Genomic DNA, 20,446 nt, shown 5'->3' with positions numbered 1-20,446 from the left:
TTAAAAGTTAAATCCTCCCTATTAAACATACAAATAGTATATTTATTCGATTTAATGCATTATTTTTTAATTTTTTCAAAATTCCCTATTGCTTTCTAGTCATCAGACCTTTAAAATAATAACAGTTACTCGACAAATTATTTGAATTTTCGACAAAAATACTCATTAGGAGGATTTTCTTTATATGCGTACAACTTTGAAACCAGCGCAAATACTTTCGATTAGTTTATTACTATTCGCAGTTTTCTTCGGTGCTGGTAATATGATTTTCCCGCCCCTTCTTGGTCTTTCTTCCGGAGAAAATATGTGGGTTTCCATTACAGGGTTTATTATTACAGACGTCGGTTTATCTTTACTTGCTATCGTTGCTGTTGCCCTTGCTGGTGGTAGTTTTAACACTTTAGCGAGCCGTGTTCATCCAAAATTCGCAGCAGTATTCGCTATCATTATTTATCTTTCAATCGGCCCACTATTTGTTATTCCACGAACTGGATCTGTATCTTATGAAATTGGGATTGCACCACTTTTCCCAGATCAATGGTATTCTATGTTAGTTTTTAGTGCGATTTTCTTTACAGTCGTTTACTTCTTATCATTAAATCCATCCAAGCTAGTAGATCATATCGGTAAAATATTAACGCCAATTTTACTTGTAATTATTGCAATTATGGCAACAAAAGCGATTCTTTCACCAGGAACGTTTGCAGAGCCTATCGGTGACTATAAAGACATCCCGTTTTTCAAAGGATTTCTTGAAGGATTTTTAACGTTAGATGCAATTGGCGCTCTCGTACTATCAACAATTGTTGTAAATGCAATTCGTCAAAACGGTATACAAGAGAAGAAATCTATCGCGAAATATACAATCATTTGCGGAAGTATCGCTGCTCTATTCTTAACAATTGTTTACTTCTTACTCGGTTATATCGGAGCTTCAAACGGAAACTTGGGACAATTCGAGAACGGTGGTCAACTATTAGCAACTGTTATGTACCAATTCTTTGGGACAAGCGGTAATATTTTATTAAGTATCGCCATTATCTTCGCTTGTTTAACAACAGCAATTGGTGTTGTAAGTGCATTCGCCAACTATTTCGCAACAGTATTAACAAATGTTTCTTACAAAAAGCTCGTACTATACGTTTGTATCTTTAGTTTCGTTATTTCAAACTTAGGATTAAGCTTATTAATTAAAATCACACTACCTGTATTAATTATTTTGTACCCAATTACAATTATTTTAATTTTCGTATCATTTATAGATAAATATACGAAACGTAAACCTTCTGTCTACATCGGAGCAATGATCGCAGCATTCATTATTAGCTGTATTCATGCACTTGATAATGTGGGAATGATACCAAGTTTTATCGCTAATATCGTACACACAATTCCTTTTTATAACTTAGGAATCGGCTGGATCGTTCCAGCAATAATCGGTGGTATAATCGGATACTTTATTCCGCAAACAGAAGCTGAAGGTGAAGTTTCTGCAAAGTAAAAAGAAGCAAGCATGAAATCCATGCTTGCTTCTTTTTCTCTTCACATCGTATGTTTAAACGTAAACAACTCTTCCTTTGACTGTACAGCAGATTGTTCCTCTTCTACAACTTCCTTCTTTATCTCTCCTCCTAACCTTACTTTCATCATCGCCTCTTCGATACTTTTTACAATCATATTTCCTGAAAAAATAGTAAGTCCAAAAAATGTAATTGGGACGAGAGGAATCCATGGATGCACTGTTAAAGATCTAAAATAGACTCCAATTAGCCCTGACCATTCATGTGTGTAAGATTCTATTTCTTCTATCGGTCCTAAAAACTTAACCGTTCCGCCAAAGAATATTTCTAGTAACCCTAAGTGCAGTAAAATAGTAAGAGTCTGCGTAAACTGCTGAAAAAATACAAGTATAAACGTCATATAAAGGTGCGGGAAAAGATGCTTTATAACAATATGTCTTCTCGATCCACCTAATATGCGTGCGGCATCAACAAATTCCTCCGTTCGCAATTTACGAACTTCCTTCGCAACATACAGTGCAATAACTGGCATTACAAGCATTACAAGTAATACCACTTGAAACGAAGCCCTTTCAAAAAAGGTTGTTGTCTCCTCTCCGCTTCCAAATGCATTTGCAGATTGAAGAAAAAAATACGCAATCATAACTGTCGGAATAACTGTAAAACTATCAAAGAAAGCCTCAATTTTTGAAAATCCTCTTTTTATATACGTTCCGAGTACGACACCGAAAAACACACCTATTACCATTCTAAGTGCCGCAATTAAAATAGATATACCAATCGTCCACTTCGCGCCCTCAATGACTAAATGTAACAGGTCATACCCTTTCCGGTCTGTCCCGAGTAAAAATTGTAATGAAGGTGGAAACGGTGGCACGTGTGGATTTTCATCCGCATCATATTGCAATGTAACTTGTCTAATATGTCCATCATTCCATAACGTATTTCCGATGCTCAAAAGAACTAATAGGAGAAGAAACCCAATGCTTATCCAAAATCTTTTATCACGTTTTATATACGTCCACATATTATAATCTCTCCTTCATCGCAGCCGGAATGAGATAATGAAACAATTTAAATAAAATAAAAATCGGAATATATATAAGAAGCACACTAACGATGAAAACCTCAACTCTAATACCAAAATACGATTTCAAAAACATAAAAATACCACCCGTATTAAAAATCCATTCTATAATATATAAATTAGATAACATAAAAAAGATATTCGTTTTCGCAAAGAATAATGTACTAAGCAACACATTTCGTAAAATATGACGATTTAAAATATGAAAGCGCCCCAGCCCTTTCGCCTTAGCAAATAGTACATAATCTTTTTCTAGTTCATTTTCAAAACGAAGCACGACCATTTTTACAAACATAATCGTAGTCGGGATGCTCAAACAAAGTATCGGCAATCCTCTAATTGACTCGCCTCCAATTGAAGCAATTTGAAAAGGTAAAAAACCTGTTTGTTTAAAAAACCATATAACTAAAATTTGTGATACTAAAATAAGAAGGATATCTGGAATAGATTCTAGGAAGATAAGAAATGATTTAATTCGATGTTGTATACGCGGTGAACTACTCATAATTACATAAACAATACAAAATGCTACAAATAATGAAATAAAAAAAGCAGCTAAAAAAATAATAATCGTTTCTTTATAATGGACGAACAGCTGCGGAAATAAAAATTTACCTTTCACATATTGCAAATTGGAAATATCCATTAAGTTCACAAACACTTCTTTTAAACTCTGTATGTACTTTGATACATCCAGCTTAAATCCATAAAACAATTTCGGCAGAGCCCCTAACATAATAATCCCCAAAATCGAAATAATAAATTGAATTGTCACTTCCATCCCATTCAGAAAAACTTTTTTGACCACGTTTTCCCTTCTCTCTCTTTATATTTTACTCTCTAATTTTATTCTTAATTTTCTGAATTGTAAATATTCAAACATAAAAAATCACTAGGTTATGATCCTAGTGATTCTTTATGCGCATGCCTTTCTCTTTTTGCAAACGCCATATACAAAATAAAACACCCAATAAGTGCTGCGAGTTCTAATGAAATAATATAGTAAGGATGCGGTCCTAACATATCGAGTAGTGAAGCTGTTTCTGGCTTATGAGCTAAAAACATATAATTACCGCCTGTTTTATAATTCACAAACGAAACAAGCGGAATCAATATGTTTAAAAATATCATCGTACGCTTAATAGATTGCAAGGTCGGTCTATAGCCTTCCACCCAAGTCATAAAGAGTGGTGCCCAAATGAGCAATATATGCGCGATAAAATATTCAATGAAACGAAAATGCGGAAAAGCATACTGCAAGTTTGGCGTTAAAATAGCTTGTGATGCACCAATAATTCCCGTGAAAAATACAATCTCATATATGCGGTAACTTTTCGTTACGATCATAATCGACGCTAATAATAAACTAATCGTACATAATTCAAACGGTAATGAAGTAGCTAGCTCAAAAATCCCCGCTTTCCACTCCCACATATGAAGCCCAATTTCACTACCTATAAATAAAAATGCAATTGCATATCGAACCGTTATATTCCACTCACTTTGACGTAATACATCTTGGTATTGATACAGAAAAAATATCCCCACCAACATAATAAATAATATAAGGGCATGTTGCCTTGAGTATGGAATAAATGGTTTTAATGGGTGTGCACTAAAATAAGCTTCCATCTTCCTTCCTCCTTTCCTCCATACAATATTATTGTAAGAAAGAAACGACGAGTCAATTCATTTGCTTACACTAGGACAACCTCTACCTTACATTTACATATTCATACCTTACAAAACTGTAAGGTTATTGTAAGCTAAAACGATTTGTCAGATTCTTCACCTCTTCTATACTTAATGTAGATACTAAAACGAACGAAAAGGTGATAAATAGATGAAAAAGAAAAATAAAGTGTTAATTACTAGTGTAGTAGCAATCGGAATTGCAGCTGGATCATACTTTGCATTTGCTGGGGGCGGTTCAGATGTAGCAATGGCATATAGCGGATATAAAGTAACTGAAAAACAAATCCAAAACGCGCAAAAATTTGGTGGCGAAGTTATTCCAAATGGAATTGAAACTATTTCATTCGATCCAACAAAAGGAACATATGAATTAGCTGTGAAAAAAGGCGATGAAGTGAAAAAGGGGCAGCTTCTATTTAAATACAATGACCCGACTGCTAAACAAGGTGTAACAGAAGCAGAAATGCAAAAGAAAATCGCACAAAAAGAAGTAACGTTGTTCCAAAAACAAATTGATGCGGCGAAACAAAAATTACAAAAAGATAAAAATGCAGGCCTTCCTGCTGAAGCATTAAAAGCATCAGAAGCTGAAGTTGGGCAATTAGAATCACAACTTGAAATGAAAAAGTTTGAAGTTGAAAAAGCTGATGAAATGATTAAAACAGCAAAAGAGAAAGTAAACACTCTTTCTGTAACAAGTCCTGCTGATGGCGTAATTGATGATATCGTAAAAACTGCTGACGAAAAAACAGGTATGAGCGGAATTACTCTTCGTCACGCTGGTCAATTTAAGGTAAAAGGTCAACTTTCTGAATATGAGCTTGCTAGTATGAAAGTTGGGCAAGAAGTAACTGTTTCATCAAAAACTGTCGCTGGTAAGACTTGGACAGGAAAAGTAACAGAAATCGGTTCTACACCATTAAAGAGCATGGATGAAAATAAAACTGTTTCTAACTATCAATTCACTGTCACATTAGATAATAGTGACGAATTACAAAACGGCTTCCACGTTTACGTAACAAGTAAATCTGGCGAAGCAACTGGTACAATTGTTCCGAAAAGCAGTATCGTGAAAAAAGGTGACAAAAATGTTGTCTTCGTTGTAAAAGACGGTAAGGCGAAAGAACAAGCAGTTACTGTTGAATTCGAGACTGATAGCGAAGCAAAAGTTTCTGGAGTGAAAAAAGGAGAGGAAATTATCTCTAAACCTGAAAAAGACTTAAAAGATGGTATGGAGGTTGTCGCCCAGTGATTAACTTAAAAGGCATCACGAAATCCTTCCAAAATGGTGCAGAGTCCGTTCAAATATTACACGGAATTGACGTAACACTGAACCAAGGAGAATTCACTTCAATTATGGGACCTTCTGGTTCTGGTAAATCAACATTAATGAACATTATCGGTTGCTTAGATAAACCGACGACAGGTACGTACGAACTAGCCGGTCAAAATATTTCAAACATGACTGAAACAGAACTTGCACACGTACGTAATAAAGAGATCGGATTCGTATTCCAAAACTTCATGTTATTACCGAGACTTACAGCGCTTCAAAATGTAGAACTACCTCTTATTTACGCTGGAGTCGATAAAAAAGAAAGACGCGAGCGCTCATTAGCTGCTTTAACAAAAGTCGGTTTAGCTGATCGCGCTACTCACTTACCGAACGAATTATCCGGTGGTCAAAAGCAACGTGTCGCCGTTGCCCGCGCAATCGTAAATAACCCGAAATTCATTTTAGCCGATGAACCGACGGGAGCACTTGATACGAAAACAAGTACACAAATTATGGACCTCTTTTACGAATTAAATAAACAAGGCTCAACAATCATTATGATTACCCATGACCGTGAAATCGGGGAAGCTGCAGCACGTCAAATTGTAATTCGTGACGGAAATATCGTCCAAGATTGGAGAGGTTAATTTTGAATACGAGTGAAAATATACGCATGGCCCTTTCCTCTATCTTTGCTCATAAAATGCGTTCTATCTTAACGATGTTAGGTATTATTATTGGGGTTAGTGCCATCATTACCATTATCTCGATTGGGGATGGAACAAATGCAAAGTTCCGCGAACAAATCGGGAATGAAAAAAAAGATCAGTTTTCTGTAAATTATAAGACAGAAGATTACTCAGATATGGACGGCAAAATTTCCTCAAGCATGTATGAAAGTATATCCAAAATTTCTGGTGTGCAAGATATTTATCCAGATGTAAGAGGAAAAGAAAAAGTATATGCAGGAAAAAAAGAATTAGATCTTGATATTACCGGTGCAAAAGGTGATTATTTTGAAGATACATCTAAATTCAAACTTGAGCACGGCAAATTTTTAACAGCAGCTGATTTAGACAGACCTGAACATACAATTGCATTAAATACAGATGCTTTTGATAAATTATATTCTTCATGGGAACCAAACTTATATGTAGATATAAAAGGTACACCATACAAAATAGTTGGCGTATATTCAGTAAAGGCTATGATGGGTGGCATGACATTTAAAGAAGGTGTCATTTCAGCAGAAAACTGGCCTGTACTATTCGGGAAAAACAACTACGACTCTGTAACTGTGAAAATTGCTCCTGGTCAAGATAAGGAAACTGTTCAAGAAGCAGTTGTAAAATCATTAAATGAAGCAAAAAAACCAGAGCATTCAGGTAAATTTGAAGTACCAGATCCACAAGAATTCTTAAAAGAAATCGATAGCTTCACAGGTATATTAAAAAGCGTATTCGGTGGTATTGCTGCTATTTCCTTACTTGTAGGTGGTATTGGTGTAATGAATATTATGCTAGTATCTGTAACAGAGCGTACACGTGAAATTGGTATCCGTAAAGCATTAGGTGCAACACGTGGTAAAGTATTAATGCAATTCTTAATCGAAGCTTGTATTTTAACAGCACTAGGTGGTTTTGTCGGATTTATGCTTGGAATCTTCTTCGCATGGATTGTCGCAATGTTTGCAGGATGGCCACTTGTCGTTTCACTAAAACTAGGACTTATCTCCGTTGCCCTATCTATGTTAATTGGTATACTATTCGGTTTACTGCCAGCTAACAAAGCTGCCAAACTGGATCCAATTGAATGTTTACGATATGAATAAACAAAAACGTAGGAGTTTACACTCCTGCGTTTTTTATTTATCTACTAAATTGAGTTTCTTCTATTATATATGTTTCACGTTACAACTATCATTCTAATACTCTTCATTATTTATAGGTACTAAGGCTATTATCTAATTCTATTATTGCAAAAATACTATGTAACAGACGAAAATCAAGGCGTAATTTTTTCCATACTTCGACTGATTTTGTAACAATTATATCGATATTTTATTAAATTTCACCTCATTTATATATTTTCACGCCTAAAAAGATTATCGTTTCATAACTAAATTCCCATTCAAACAGTAAAATAAGCTATTTTTGTAACACTATAGATATCATCAAGAAATATTACCGTAACATTATTAACGTTACAGTAATTGAAATACTACTCATTTTGTGTTTCATATGCCCTAATACGCCAAAAAACAACAAGGAAGCGCTATCAGGATATTTATGGAATTGTTACAGAATATTAATGCCCCGTTACGAAAGCTTTGTAATTTTATGTTTTTCGCAAATAAGAAAATAATGGTTGCTATAATGAGGTCAACGAAAACAAATGCAATGGAGGCTATTATGAAAAAATTTATGGGTATAGCAACAGCAGCGGTTTTTGGTCTTGGGATTTTCACAACATCTGCTAAAGCAGAAACAATCGTAACGACTGACGTACTAAACGTACGAGAAAACCCAACTACTGAATCAAAAGTTGTAGGAAAATTATTAGATGGATATAAAGTAAATGTTTTACATACAGAAAATGGTTGGTCAAAAGTTCAATTGAATAGCGGTAAAGAAGCTTTCATAAGCGCTGACTATACAAAAGACACTTACTACGTAACAGCAAACGTATTAAACGTACGTGCTGGGGCAAACACAGACTCAGAGATTCTTGGTAAGTTGAAAAAAGATGATGTAATTGAAACAACACACCAAGTACAAAATGATTGGATTCAATTTGAATATAACGGAAAAACAGCTTATGTTCATGTTCCTTACTTAACAGGTAAAGCACCAGTTAAAGTTCAACCAGTAGCTAAAGTTGAAAAAACAACTACAGTTCAAGATACAGCTAAAGTTCGTGAAGCTGCTAAAGCTCAGGAAGTAGCTGAAACTCAAGCAAAAGCTAAAGCAGTGGAAGCAACTAAAGCTCGCGAAGCAGCTGAAGCCCAAGCAGAAGTTAAAGCTCAAGAAGCGGCTAAAGCTCGTGAAGCGGCTAAGGCTCAAGAAGCGGCTAAAGCTCAGGCAGATGCTGAAGCTCAAGCAGAAGTTAAAGCTCAAGAGGCTGCTAAAGCTCGTGAAGCGGCTAAAGCTCAAGCAGATGCTGAAGCTCAAGCAGCGGCTAAGGCTCAAGAAGCAGCTAAAGCTCGTGAAGCGGCTAAAGCTCAAGAGGCAGCTGAAGCTCGTGAAGCAGCTAAGGCTCAAGAAGCAGCTGAAGCTCGTGAAGCGGCTAAGGCTCAAAAAGCGGCTAAAGCTCAAAAACCAGCTACACAACAACCTGTTGCAAAAGAAACTGAAACAAGTGCACCATCATCTTCTCGTGAGTTACGTGTTGTAGCAACAGCTTACACAGCAGATCCACTTGAAAATGGTTATAAAGCAGGCGACCAAGTAAAATCAGCTTTAGGCCACAACTTAACAGCTAATCCAAACATGAAACTAATTGCAGTTGATCCAAGTGTCATTCCATTAGGTTCAAAAGTATGGGTTGAAGGTTACGGAGTAGCAATCGCTGGTGATACTGGTGGAGCTATTAAAGGTAATAAAATCGACGTTTTAATGCCAGATAAAGGTTCATCAAGTAGCTGGGGACGTAAAACAGTTACAGTTAAAGTATTAAACTAGTTAGTAAAAAAAGGAGTCAGTCTTATCGTTGAGACTGACTCCTTTTCTATAATTATTACATTCTTTCTTTCTCTTGAAAGTAAGCAATATTGTCTCGAAGCCATTCCCTCTCTGATATAAATAAGTTCCCTCGTTTTTTATATACTTTATCAAATATCCTTAAAACTTCTTCATGATTAGCAAACTTATGTAAGAAACGAAGAGCAATGATAATCTCTGCTTCATCCGTAGGATCTACTTCATTTTTACGTCTTCTAGCAACAATTTTATTCACACGTTCGCAAATTGGTCTCATTGCCATTTCGTCGCCATACGTATAAATAGCTCGAACAGCTTCATATTTCACCATCACATTTCTATCCTGTAAAGCTTCAATATAAACTATTTGTAAGTCCGATCCCCCTATTTTTGCTAACACCTCAATAACAGTTGAACGAACATAGGCACTATTACTATATAAAAGCTTTGTTAACGGCAGAATCGATTGATTTGTTCCAATCTCAAACAATGTATAACAAATATTTGTAATCTCATCTTTATTTTCTTGAGTATCCAGCAACTTTAGTAAAGCACTTTCCGCTTCTAATGATTTACATAACTTTAAGGAAGAAACTGCCCAAAAACGAACACTATCGTTTTTATGGTAAATATACGGAATAATTTTATTTGTATCACTTACTTCTGGCAATGTATAAATATTACTAAGCAGTTCACTTAACAAAGTCGGGTTTTGTTCACATTCCAAACAATCTATAAGATAATCAGCAATACTGATCTCTTTCGTATTAATAGCGAGTTTCGTCATTAAATAATAAATGTCTTTCTTCATAGATACCTTTTTTGCTTTGATTACCTTCTGCTGTAAATAAGGAAAAGTTAATAAGTCATTTAACGCTTTTGCTTCATCATACGCACGATGCCAAATCTTTGTTTCCTCATCATCCATCCGCCTTAATAAATCATCTATATACTCTTCCATCTCCTTCTCTCCCGTCCAAATTAAGTCTATCTCTTTGCATTCTATATACGATAGATTACTATTTCAACAGAAAAAAGAGGATGCCACAGCATCCTCTCCTTCTCTTCCCTATTCCACACAAGTAAACTGCGTCCAAGCTCCTACATAATCTAGTAAGAATAACTCCTCTTCTGCAATTGTACCGACAATATTTTTCCGTTCATCTATCGGCATTTCTTTCAAGATGATTTGCAGTTCACCTTTATACTTTCCGAATGAGTTATTACCAATTACAACTTGCCCTCTTTCCTGTAGCACGCTTTCACGCACTGGGAAGTCATAGTCTTTATATTTTTTACGCACTTCTGTAGAACGTACCATATACTCTGTTATGTCGCCGCGCCTTACGTGTAATTCTTGCAGCGTAGCTCTCTTCTCTACTTCAGTCGCTTCGTCTACAAAGTGCACTTTTAGCTGTAACATGTAGCGATTTAAGTTTCCTAGTTTCTCTAACTCTTCCTCACTCGCATAAGCATTTCCGATAATGACATCATCAATTAACCCTGTTGCCCATAAATGCTTCGCTTGTACTTCAATTGGTAAATTACGATGCTCTTCTAATGTACATAATCCATCGTTAATATCCCATGGACCGATGTTTGCGACATGTGATGTAATAAATGCTGCACTGCGAATACCATGCTTTTTAAAGCGTTCACTACAGCGAATGAAATAATCGTACGGAAGACCAGTGAATTTCTGCGGATAAAAATTATGACAACCAATTAAAGCTGATTTATTCGCTTGATGCGAAAGAATATTTTCTAAGTACGCAATATCGTTACTTACATTTAACTCGATTTTTAAACCGTACGGATTATTCGTCATTTTCGCTTCAGTTAACCCGTCGAAGCCTACATCTAAACGAATACCGTCTGCGCCTAACTCCGCGAAGAATGATAAATCGCTATAACTAATACCAAGCTGATCAAACACAGCCGGAGCTACATCTAAAATAACTTCCATATTGTTATCTTTTGCGTGATTAATAATCTCTTTAAATTCAGCTACAATTTCTTCTTTCGGACGATTCACAGATAACAAACAAGTAAATATTCTTGAGAAACCGTGTCGTGCCGCTGCGGAAATATAAGCCATATCTTTTTCTTTCGTTGAATGTTCTGGATAAAGTGAAATTCCTAATTTACGCTCCATGCTTTTGCATCTCCTTCACACGTTGTATTAATGCCATGCTCGTAAATCTATATTTTGCAGATAAACACGTTGCACATAAAATTGTCGGTACAATAATTACGTACGGTGATTGCAATCCTAACATTACATATGCACCCATTGAACAACCGATAAATAAAACTGATACTAGTAGTAACACTAATAAAGATTTACTTTGTACCCATTTCGAATAATGGGCAATACACTGTCCGACCACGAATGTAATTAAGATGATAATTGCTCCGAGCATTCTGTTTTCTCCTCTCCTGCTAATTGTTGTTTCTCATACATTTTGAAGAATGGATAGTAAATAACGAACGAGATAACAAAGTTAACAAGTACAAGTACACCAGCCATAATTGTCCAGTCCGTACTAATCACCGCTGCAATTGGTGCTAACATCGTAAATGGCAGTTTCGCCATCATAAGTGGAATCATACCTGAAACAACTGCGAAATATGATACTGTCGTTGTCACTAACGGTGTAATAACGAACGGAATAATTAAGATTGGGTTCATTACAATTGGTGCGCCGAAAATAATTGGTTCGTTAATATTGAATAAACCTGGTACGAATGATAATCTACCTAACTCTTTTAGGAACTTAGATTTAGAGAACATAAACATAATTACTAAAGCTAACGTTGAACCTGATCCGCCAATCCATACGAACCATTGAATGAATTGCTCTGTAAATAAGTTTGGTAACTGATGTGCATTTCCTGTAGCCGTGAATACTTCCATATTTTCAAGAATTGCTGAATCCCACATCGGACGAATAATTGGTCCTAAAATCGCTGGTCCATGTATACCGAATGACCAGAAAAACACGATTAAGAATACTGTTAATAAACCACCGAATAAATTATTTCCTACTAATACTGATTTTAATGGTGCGATTAAATATGTGATCGTTGTATTCACATCAAATTTCAAACCGTAGCGAATACCCCAGAATAAAAGAATAACTGCTAGCGTTGGAATTAATGCTGCAAACGAATTTGAAACTGCGGGTGGTACACTATCTGGTAATTTAATCGAGATATTATGCTTAATCATAAAATGATAAATTTCTACTGCAATTAATGCTGTAACAATTGCGCCAAATAAAGACGTTGCACTTAATGTTCCTACTGAAATATATCTACCTGCATCAATAACACCTGGTACCGCTTTCGTAATTTGAATTGGTTCCACTGATGCTAGTAAAAAGGCGAGTACAGATAATAACCCTGCACTTAACTGATTGAGCTGATAAAAGTTCGCGAGCGAAGCCCCTACACCAAACGCCGCGTATAATGCCATTAGTCCTACTGTAAATCGGAATGGAATATCTAAAATATGGCGAAACGGTGCAATCCATTCCATATATGCATCAATTGGTAAATTTAAAAAGATAACGAAAAATGATCCGACGATCGTTAACGGCAATGTAGAAATAACCCCGTTTCGAATTGCTAATAAATGTCGTTGTCCTGCAATCTTTTGCGTTGTTGGCATAATCTTTTGTTCCATAAAACTCATAAACCCATTCATCAATAGCCCTCCTCTTTCTCTCTACTATAAAAGAATGAAATAAACTTTATAACATTATAATGTTTATATTTAAAAAGATATAATTATGCTAAAACTAATTGTTCTGCTTGCTTAAGCACCTTCAAACCATCACACATGCCATAATCTCGTTGGTCTATAATCGCAACTGGTATATTGTATGAATTTGCAAGAAACTCTACAGCTGGGAATAAATATTTCACCTGTGGTCCAATTAAAACGACATCGGCTTCCTTAATTTCAAGCTTCACTAGTTCTGAATCAACTGCCTTAATTTTATAATTCTTCCCCTGTTTCTTTGCCTCTTCTTGCATTTTTCTTACGACCATACTCGTTGACATACCTGCTGCACAACATAATAAAATGTACATCTTATACGGTCACTTTCTCTTCTACTCGTTTATGAAGAGCAATAAATTCTTCAGCCAGTTCTTTCACTGTAATTGCATTCATTAAATGATCTTGTGCGTGCACCAACAGTAAACTAATTTCTGCATGATTTCCTCTTGCCTCTTCTTGAATTAAATCCGTTTGAATACGATGCGCTGCTGAAATTTCCTCACTAGCAAGTTTCATCTTTTCACCGGCATTCCCGAAATCTCCTTGTCTTGCAAAAGCAATTGCTTCAAGCGCCGCACTTCTCGCATTGCCACCATGTAAAATTAACGCAAATGGAGTTTGCATATCAGCCATTTTAAATTCCCCCAAGCTATATGTTTTCTATATTTCCATCTTATTATGAAAACGCATACAATTAAACATAAAAAACTTCCGTTATGTAACGGAAGTTTTTATATACTTTTTCAAAATGATAATAAAATCTCTTGAAAATCTTCAATTACCTCGGTCTGAGTAAGTTTCTCTATCGTAGTTTGACTAGACATAATATCATATAAAAAATCATATAGCCTTTGCAAATCTTCATTATTATTGCGCTTTACACTAAATAAAATAATTACTTGTACTTTTTTATCTCCCCAATCAACAGCCTTTTCAAGTGTGCAAAACATCAAAAAAGTTTCCTCACTTAATAACTGCATCGGATGCGGTATTGCAACTGAATTCCCAACCGCTGTCGGAGACGTATTTTCTCTTTCCATAACAGAAGCATAAAAGTTTTCTGGTACATAGCGTTTCTCAGCAGCTTTCTCACATAAAAACTGAATAACATCCTCTTTCGTAGAAGCACTATAATTTAAAAAGATTAAATCTTCCTTAATATAAGGCTGCACACTAGTATTCACATGCGTAAACAACCGCTGACCAATCGATTTAATCTCTTTATCATCAAATATTGAATTCACTTTTATAACTGGAACAGGCAAGCCACTCGGTATATGAATCGTACTAATAATACAATCTATTTTTTCTTTATAAAGATCTTCTACTTTCAATTGATAATAGCCTGTAATACCTACAATCTCTAATTTATCTCGGAACTGTGATAAAATTTTATATTTTAATAGTTGTGCACTTCCTTGACCAGTCGCACAAACTAATAAGCATCTTTTCTTTTGATTCTGCTCCTGCAAACGGCTCATCGCTCCGCCGAAGTGAATTGCTATATAACCAATTTCACTTTCAGGGATCGATTCACCCGTATATTCACCAATGATATCTCCAACGAGAACCGCAATTTCAAAAGCATACGGATAATTCTTTTTCACTTCTGCCAAAAGAGGATTTCTCGTATTTAACTTATACTTCAAACGATTTAATAACGTTTTTAAGTGAATACCAAATCCAAATAATAATTCTTCATCATAATAAAAAATAAGATTCCGTTCTTCCGCTACTTTAAAAAGAATATGTTGCATAAATGCATATATATCTTTTCCTAATAGCTCTTCTACATTTTCATAGCGATCTCTCGTTGTAACAGCAGTACTTAATAAATGCATCGTCACATATAATACTTCTTCTTCTGGAAATAAAAATTTTAACTCTTTCTCTAAATCTCCTAAAATTTGCTTCGCAATTGTATATTCTTTCTTTATTATAAGTTCTGATTGCTCCGCATGCAGTCCTTTCATATAATGTTGACTTTGACAACGCTTTAATGCGATTGCAATATGAATGACTAAATTATCAATTTCTATATCAGATAAATATATTGTTCCGCCTTCAATATACTTTAATATAATTGAGCGAATGAGTGATATATGCGGTAGCGATAAATATGTCTCCGTCTGCTCAAATTGCTCATGAAACGGAGTATGGTCATAACGCGGTAAACCATATTGTGATAAACAAGAACGAATATTAAATTCCTCTCCAACAATACGTATACCATAATACGGTCTCTTCTCAATTTGTAATTTATAGCGACCACATGTATCTGTAACATCTTTCATAATTAAATTGACCGTTGATTTGCTCACATACATCTCTTCCGCTAATTCTGAAAGCTTCACATATCCCTCTGTCATTAAAACACGCTGCAGAATGTACGCTATTCTTTCTTCATAAGAAGTTGGGATCTTTTCCGTCTGTTTTTGAAATAGACTCACACAAAAGTCTTCAAATTTCTTCTTTTGTATAATTTCTAATTCGTACCCAGTCCCTCTTTGCGATTCGATTTTCGCTCCGTTTTCTTCCAATATATCATTTAATAATTTTATATCTTTTTGAATCGTCTTCGTTGATACATGTAAACGGCCTGCTAAAAAAGCTCGATTTAACATCGATTTCTCTTCTAAAAATTCTTCTAAAATAGAAATTAATCGCTGATGCACCTTTGTCATAGCTCTTCCTCTCGCTCTTTATATATAAAGGGGGAAAAGCTGCTGAAATCAGTAGTTTTTCCCCTTTATATTCTCTCTATTTCTTTAATGTAAATCCGAATTTATCCCATGCTTGTAAATAGTCTAGTAAGAAAATCTCTTCTTCTACAATTCGACCAACTACATTTGTTTTTCCTGTATTCACCATATCTTTTAATGCAATTTGTAATTCGCCTTTATACTGACCATATTGTTCATTATCAATTAATAAATCCCCACGCTTAATTTCACGCGTATTATGAGGTTTAAACTCTTCTTTTTTATATTTCACACGACTTTGTGTAGAACGAATCATATATTCAGATACATCTCCGCGATAAAAATGTGGTTCGTTTAATACGATAATTCTTTCTAGTTCTGTCGTTGTATCATATATTTCTATATCAAATGTTTGTTTCTCTTTATTTAATGCACCTAGTGCTTGTAATTCTTCTTCTGACGCATATGCGTTTGCAATAATAACATCATCAATTAATTCCGTCGCGAATAAATGTTTCGCCTGTGTTGTCATCGGTAATTCACGATGCTGCTCTAATGTACATAACCCTTCTGTTACTGGCCAAGGTCCGTATGTTGCATCAAATGATGAAATAAAAGCAGCCGTTCTCATACCGTAATCTTTAAATTGTTTCGAGCATTTAATGAAATGATCGTATGATAACCCTGAATAACGATGCGGATAAAAATTATGACAACCAATTAAATTTTCACGATTTGGTCTATGACTCATAATGTTATCTACATACTTCGTACCATTGCTCATATTAATCTCAATTTTCAAACCATACGGATTATAAGTCATAATTGATTCTTCTAATCCTGAGAAACCAACATCTAAACGAATACCGTACGCACCTAATTCATGGAAAAATGATAAATCATTATACGAAATACCTAATTGTTCAAAAACAGATGGACTAATATCCACTAATACTTGGAACCCTAATGCATTCGCATGAGAAATCGTTTCTTTAAATTCTTCAATAATTTTCTCTTTTTCTCCATCCACAGATAATAAACATGTGAACACACGTGTAAATCCATATTTACTTGCTAATGTTAAATACTCCTTATCTTTCTCTACTGTTGAATGTTCTGGATAAATAGAAATACCTAATCGTCTCATATGTACACGCCTCTTTCTTCATCATATTGTAAACCTTTTCAAATATATGTAGTGAAAAAGTATATATCCCCCTTCTTGTTCACTACTCTTTTGAATCCGCTTTCTTTAAAGAAAAAACAATTTCTATCATTCTTAACACCTACAAGTCTATACATCTATACTTTACATCTTTTTTTCATAGTTGTGTAGCTTTTACACAAATTTGTCAGTTTTTCACCTTAAAAATTGTTATCCATTTTCAAGACACCTTCCTTGACTGTTGCATTGGCCAATACATATACTCGAAAGAAAAGAGAAAATTTTATATAGGGGATGAATATATGGGAGAAGCAATACTCGTAAAACGAGAACCGTTATGGACAAAAGAGTTTGTTGCTTTAATTTTTGCAAACTTATGTATGTTTTTAGGGTTTCAAATGTTAATTCCAACCTTACCTGTTTATGTGAAAGAAATTGGTGGCACAAGTTCCAATATCGGATTTGTTGTCGGCATGTTTACCGTTGCGGCACTTTTTGTTAGACCGCTAACTGGGAACGCCTTGCAAAAATTCAATAAAAAAATCATTTTAATGATCGGTACTGCTATCTGTTTACTCGCTATGGGCAGTTACCTTTTCGCCTCAACTATTTTTCTCTTGCTTGCTGTTCGTATTTTGCACGGAGCTGGTTTCGGTATTACAACGACTACATATGGAACTGTCGTTTCTGATTTAATTCCCTCAGCTCGCCGCGGAGAAGGCATGGGATATTTTGGCCTTTCTGGAACAATTGCAATGGCCCTCGGTCCACTTATCGGACTATGGCTTATGCAAACATATAACTTCACAATTCTTTTTTTATGTGCATTATCGTGCACAATTGTTTCATTAATATTAACGAAACTACTTCAAATCCAAAAAACGAAACAGCCTCCACAACAATCATCTAGTACTTTTCTCGATGGATTTATTGAGCGTAAAGCTTTACTTCCTTCATTATTAATATTATGTATTACATTAATGTACGGAGGAATCGGAAGTTTTATCACACTATTTGCTACAGAAGTCGGCATAGCTGATATTAGTCTCTTCTTTTTATGTAACGCACTAGCAATCGCTGTGACTCGTCCATTCTCTGGAAAGCTATATGATGCGAAAGGCCATACATTCGTCATCATTCCGGGAGTTATTATAACATTTACAGGTATTATTTTATTGTCGTATACGACGACAATTCCGAGCTTAATTATTGCTGCAGCATGTTACGGAAGTGGTTTTGGAGCGATCCAACCTGCACTACAAGCATGGATGATTGACCGCGTAGCACCGCATCGACGCGGCGTAGCAACGGCTACATTCTTCTCCGCATTTGACCTTGGAATCGGCGCTGGAGCGATTATATTTGGATTTATTGCTCATTTTACAAACTATGCAACTGTATATCGTTATTCCTCTCTATTACTTATTGCTTTTCTCTTCATTTACATTACAAGCATAAGAAAACAAAAGCATGGCGATAAAAACACGGAAAAAGCTGCTGGATAATTCAGTGGCTTTTTTTATCGTGTTAAAAGAATTGTTTCCCCTCAAGTTACTGTTATAAACTACATGCATTTCCCTACATATTTTCTTAACTTTCATCAAAAAATATACGATGAACTCGCAGATACTTTCCTCGATATTCGACTGAACAATATTATTCTAAAAAGTGTGATTTCTTTACAAGATTAAGATTTATACAAGGTAAAAACCAATGAAATTCAGTTGTTTCTTTAAGGGATTGTAAACTTTTATTCCCTTTGTAAATTTAGTGTAAATTTTACTAGCAAACCGTTTACAGTGACTCAAGGTTCAGTTAATAATTACATCGTACATGAAATTTAAGGAGTGGAATGCGTGGAATATAATGTTCAAGATATGATCTTCCAGTTCATTGGTGGATTAGGTATTTTCTTATTCGGGATTAAATACATGGGCGATGGACTGCAACAAGCAGCTGGAGATCGTCTTCGCGATATTCTAGATCGTTTTACAACAAACCCACTTATGGGTGTACTAGCAGGTATGTTAGTTACTGTATTAATCCAATCCAGTTCAGGAACAACCGCTTTAACAGTCGGACTTGTAAGTGCCGGATTTATGACATTAAGACAAGCAATCGGTGTTATTATGGGTGCAAACATCGGTACGACAGTTACTGCATTTATTATCGGAATTAAAATCGGAGAATACGCTCTCCCAATTATGGCAGTTGGAGCTATCTTATTATTCTTCTTTAAAAATAAAAAAGTACATTCTTTAGGTCAAGTTATATTCGGTTTTGGTATGTTATTCTTCGGTTTAGAGTTAATGAGCACAGGTATGAAGCCTCTTCGCTCTTTAGAATCGTTCCAAGAATTAACAGTTAGCATGAGTGATAATCCAATTTTAGGTATTGTTGTCGGTACAGTTTTTACGTTAATTGTACAAAGTTCAAGTGCAACTATCGGTATTTTACAAGAACTATTCGGTCAAGGTGCAATCGATTTACAAGCTGCCCTTCCTGTATTATTCGGTGATAACATCGGTACAACAATTACAGCTGTATTAGCAGCAATCGGTACTTCTATTGCCGCAAGACGTGCAGCATTAGTTCACGTTATCTTTAATATCGTCGGTACAATTATATTTACGATTTTATTAGTACCATTTACAAGCTTAATTCAATATTTCCAAACATCATTAAACTTGAATCCAGAAATGACTATTGCATTTGCACACGGAACATTTAACGTAACAAATACAATCATTCAATTCCCGTTCATTGCAGTGTTAGCATGGATTGTAACAAAAATTATTCGTGGTGAAGATGCAGCGATTGACTTCAAACCACAACATTTAAATCCAATCTTTATTGAACAATCTCCAGCCATCGCTTTAACTGAAGCTCAAAAAGAGATTATCCGTATGGCTGAGTTCTCATTACATGGATTAAAAGAAGCAAATCAATTTTTAAATACACAAGACAAAAAACACGCTGACATGGCTACTCAATTAGAAGGAGCTATTAACAATTTAGATAAAAAAATTACCGAGTATTTAGTTTTACTATCAGAAAAGCCGCTTTCGCCTACGGATTCTGAAAAACATTCCGTTTTAGCAGGTGTTGTTGGAGATATTGAACGTGTCGGTGATCATGTAGAAAACCTTGTAGAACTTGTAGATTTCCAAATTTCAAACCGTGTTTCACTATCAGACGAAGCATTAGCTGAATTAAATGAAATGCTGGAATTAACAATTTCAACACTACAAGACTCAGTTGAAGCTTTAACAAACTTCGATACTGAACTAGCTCAAACTGTTATTGCAAAAGAACGCAAAATCGACCAAATGGAACGTGTTCTTCGTAAACGTCACGTATTACGTCTAAACGAACGCAGCTGTTCAGGTGATGCAAGTATCATCTTCGTCGATATGGTAAGTAACTTAGAGCGCATTGGCGATCACGCTGTAAATATCGCTGACGGTGTTTTAGGTGAACAAGGAAAAATCAATTTAAAACAATCATTATAATAAG

The 20,446-nt window shown here is 35.2% G+C and carries 18 protein-coding genes; 7 read left to right on the top strand and 11 right to left on the bottom strand.

Annotated elements, in window-relative coordinates:
• The first annotated feature begins 184 nt into the window (after positions 1-184).
• Positions 185-1,501, top strand: coding sequence for a branched-chain amino acid transport system II carrier protein BrnQ2 (gene brnQ2, locus GBN91_RS20685; RefSeq protein ID WP_152122145.1), 1,317 nt, complete (start codon positions 185-187; stop codon positions 1,499-1,501).
• A gap of 41 nt (positions 1,502-1,542) precedes the next feature.
• On the opposite strand, the gene GBN91_RS20680 is transcribed toward brnQ2, so the two are convergent.
• From GBN91_RS20680 to GBN91_RS20670, 3 genes are all read right to left on the bottom strand, one after another.
• Positions 1,543-2,547 (bottom strand): ABC transporter permease, encoded by a 1,005-nt coding sequence (locus GBN91_RS20680; protein ID WP_152122143.1) that lies wholly within the window; start codon positions 2,545-2,547, stop codon positions 1,543-1,545.
• A 1-nt stretch (position 2,548) separates the two neighbouring features.
• Entirely contained in the window at positions 2,549-3,415 is an 867-nt protein-coding gene (locus GBN91_RS20675) for an ABC transporter permease subunit (protein WP_000239670.1), read from the bottom strand.
• 89 nt (positions 3,416-3,504) lie between these two features.
• Positions 3,505-4,239, bottom strand: coding sequence for a YwaF family protein (locus GBN91_RS20670; RefSeq protein WP_000388697.1), 735 nt, complete (start codon positions 4,237-4,239; stop codon positions 3,505-3,507).
• 211 nt (positions 4,240-4,450) lie between these two features.
• On the opposite strand from GBN91_RS20670, the gene GBN91_RS20665 reads away from it, so the two are divergent.
• The 4 genes from GBN91_RS20665 to entC all read left to right on the top strand — a co-directional run bounded on the left by GBN91_RS20665 (position 4,451) and on the right by entC (position 9,258).
• Entirely contained in the window at positions 4,451-5,554 is a 1,104-nt protein-coding gene (locus tag GBN91_RS20665; protein ID WP_113304473.1) for an efflux RND transporter periplasmic adaptor subunit, read from the top strand.
• Positions 5,551-6,225 carry an ABC transporter ATP-binding protein gene (locus GBN91_RS20660; RefSeq protein ID WP_000609104.1) on the top strand — a complete coding sequence of 225 codons (675 nt, stop codon included), beginning with the start codon at positions 5,551-5,553 and terminating at the stop codon, positions 6,223-6,225. The genes GBN91_RS20665 and GBN91_RS20660 overlap by 4 nt, the downstream gene beginning before the upstream one ends.
• A gap of 26 nt (positions 6,226-6,251) precedes the next feature.
• On the top strand, positions 6,252-7,409 hold the full coding sequence (locus tag GBN91_RS20655; protein ID WP_414826876.1) for an ABC transporter permease: 1,158 nt from the start codon (positions 6,252-6,254) through the stop codon (positions 7,407-7,409).
• A gap of 457 nt (positions 7,410-7,866) precedes the next feature.
• Complete coding sequence (gene entC, locus GBN91_RS20650; RefSeq protein ID WP_152122141.1) at positions 7,867-9,258, top strand: cell wall-binding protein EntC; 1,392 nt, start codon at positions 7,867-7,869, stop codon at positions 9,256-9,258.
• A 55-nt stretch (positions 9,259-9,313) separates the two neighbouring features.
• On the opposite strand, the gene GBN91_RS20645 is transcribed toward entC, so the two are convergent.
• The 8 genes from GBN91_RS20645 to GBN91_RS20610 form a co-directional block, all read right to left on the bottom strand.
• The gene (locus GBN91_RS20645; protein WP_152122139.1) at positions 9,314-10,237 is read right to left on the bottom strand and encodes a HEAT repeat domain-containing protein; all 924 of its coding nucleotides are present in this window, start codon (positions 10,235-10,237) and stop codon (positions 9,314-9,316) included.
• Between the two features lie 108 nt (positions 10,238-10,345).
• Complete coding sequence (locus GBN91_RS20640; protein WP_000440054.1) at positions 10,346-11,431, bottom strand: DUF871 domain-containing protein; 1,086 nt, start codon at positions 11,429-11,431, stop codon at positions 10,346-10,348.
• The gene (locus tag GBN91_RS20635; protein ID WP_000900048.1) at positions 11,421-11,699 is read right to left on the bottom strand and encodes a hypothetical protein; all 279 of its coding nucleotides are present in this window, start codon (positions 11,697-11,699) and stop codon (positions 11,421-11,423) included. Before GBN91_RS20635 ends, GBN91_RS20640 begins: the two co-directional genes overlap by 11 nt.
• On the bottom strand, positions 11,675-12,985 hold the full coding sequence (locus GBN91_RS20630; protein WP_001013053.1) for a PTS sugar transporter subunit IIC: 1,311 nt from the start codon (positions 12,983-12,985) through the stop codon (positions 11,675-11,677). Before GBN91_RS20630 ends, GBN91_RS20635 begins: the two co-directional genes overlap by 25 nt.
• An 83-nt stretch (positions 12,986-13,068) precedes the next feature.
• Positions 13,069-13,374 carry a PTS sugar transporter subunit IIB gene (locus GBN91_RS20625; RefSeq protein ID WP_000275642.1) on the bottom strand — a complete coding sequence of 102 codons (306 nt, stop codon included), beginning with the start codon at positions 13,372-13,374 and terminating at the stop codon, positions 13,069-13,071.
• 1 nt (position 13,375) lies between these two features.
• On the bottom strand, positions 13,376-13,696 hold the full coding sequence (locus GBN91_RS20620; protein ID WP_000774631.1) for a PTS lactose/cellobiose transporter subunit IIA: 321 nt from the start codon (positions 13,694-13,696) through the stop codon (positions 13,376-13,378).
• Positions 13,697-13,806: 110 nt separating this feature from the next.
• Positions 13,807-15,747 carry a BglG family transcription antiterminator gene (locus GBN91_RS20615; protein WP_152122137.1) on the bottom strand — a complete coding sequence of 647 codons (1,941 nt, stop codon included), beginning with the start codon at positions 15,745-15,747 and terminating at the stop codon, positions 13,807-13,809.
• A 76-nt stretch (positions 15,748-15,823) separates the two neighbouring features.
• A complete protein-coding gene (locus GBN91_RS20610) occupies positions 15,824-16,912 on the bottom strand; it encodes a DUF871 domain-containing protein (protein WP_001253349.1) in 1,089 nt (362 codons plus the stop codon).
• Positions 16,913-17,232: 320 nt separating this feature from the next.
• Between GBN91_RS20610 and GBN91_RS20600 the strand changes: the two genes are divergently transcribed.
• Complete coding sequence (locus GBN91_RS20600) at positions 17,233-18,435, top strand: MFS transporter (RefSeq protein WP_000503239.1); 1,203 nt, start codon at positions 17,233-17,235, stop codon at positions 18,433-18,435.
• A 351-nt stretch (positions 18,436-18,786) separates the two neighbouring features.
• Entirely contained in the window at positions 18,787-20,442 is a 1,656-nt protein-coding gene (locus GBN91_RS20595; protein WP_152122136.1) for a Na/Pi cotransporter family protein, read from the top strand.
• Positions 20,443-20,446: the final 4 nt, after the last annotated feature.

This window comes from Bacillus sp. B1-WWTP-T-0.5-Post-4 (assembly GCF_009183795.1).
In the GTDB taxonomy this organism is placed as follows: domain Bacteria; phylum Bacillota; class Bacilli; order Bacillales; family Bacillaceae_G; genus Bacillus_A; species Bacillus_A cereus.
The sequence above is the reverse complement of the archived record's forward strand: the minus strand, read 5'-3'. Positions and strand labels throughout refer to the sequence as shown.

Coding starts and splice junctions, on each gene's coding strand:
- brnQ2 (WP_152122145.1), top strand. CDS start 185: ATGCGTACAACTTTGAAACCAGCGCAAATACTTTCGATTAGTTTATTA.
- GBN91_RS20680 (WP_152122143.1), bottom strand. CDS start 2,547: ATGTGGACGTATATAAAACGTGATAAAAGATTTTGGATAAGCATTGGG.
- GBN91_RS20670 (WP_000388697.1), bottom strand. CDS start 4,239: ATGGAAGCTTATTTTAGTGCACACCCATTAAAACCATTTATTCCATAC.
- GBN91_RS20665 (WP_113304473.1), top strand. CDS start 4,451: ATGAAAAAGAAAAATAAAGTGTTAATTACTAGTGTAGTAGCAATCGGA.
- GBN91_RS20655 (WP_414826876.1), top strand. CDS start 6,252: ATGGCCCTTTCCTCTATCTTTGCTCATAAAATGCGTTCTATCTTAACG.
- entC (WP_152122141.1), top strand. CDS start 7,867: ATGGAATTGTTACAGAATATTAATGCCCCGTTACGAAAGCTTTGTAAT.
- GBN91_RS20645 (WP_152122139.1), bottom strand. CDS start 10,237: ATGGAAGAGTATATAGATGATTTATTAAGGCGGATGGATGATGAGGAA.
- GBN91_RS20640 (WP_000440054.1), bottom strand. CDS start 11,431: ATGGAGCGTAAATTAGGAATTTCACTTTATCCAGAACATTCAACGAAA.
- GBN91_RS20635 (WP_000900048.1), bottom strand. CDS start 11,699: ATGCTCGGAGCAATTATCATCTTAATTACATTCGTGGTCGGACAGTGT.
- GBN91_RS20630 (WP_001013053.1), bottom strand. CDS start 12,985: ATGAATGGGTTTATGAGTTTTATGGAACAAAAGATTATGCCAACAACG.
- GBN91_RS20625 (WP_000275642.1), bottom strand. CDS start 13,374: ATGTACATTTTATTATGTTGTGCAGCAGGTATGTCAACGAGTATGGTC.
- GBN91_RS20620 (WP_000774631.1), bottom strand. CDS start 13,696: ATGGCTGATATGCAAACTCCATTTGCGTTAATTTTACATGGTGGCAAT.
- GBN91_RS20615 (WP_152122137.1), bottom strand. CDS start 15,747: ATGACAAAGGTGCATCAGCGATTAATTTCTATTTTAGAAGAATTTTTA.
- GBN91_RS20610 (WP_001253349.1), bottom strand. CDS start 16,912: ATGAGACGATTAGGTATTTCTATTTATCCAGAACATTCAACAGTAGAG.
- GBN91_RS20600 (WP_000503239.1), top strand. CDS start 17,233: ATGGGAGAAGCAATACTCGTAAAACGAGAACCGTTATGGACAAAAGAG.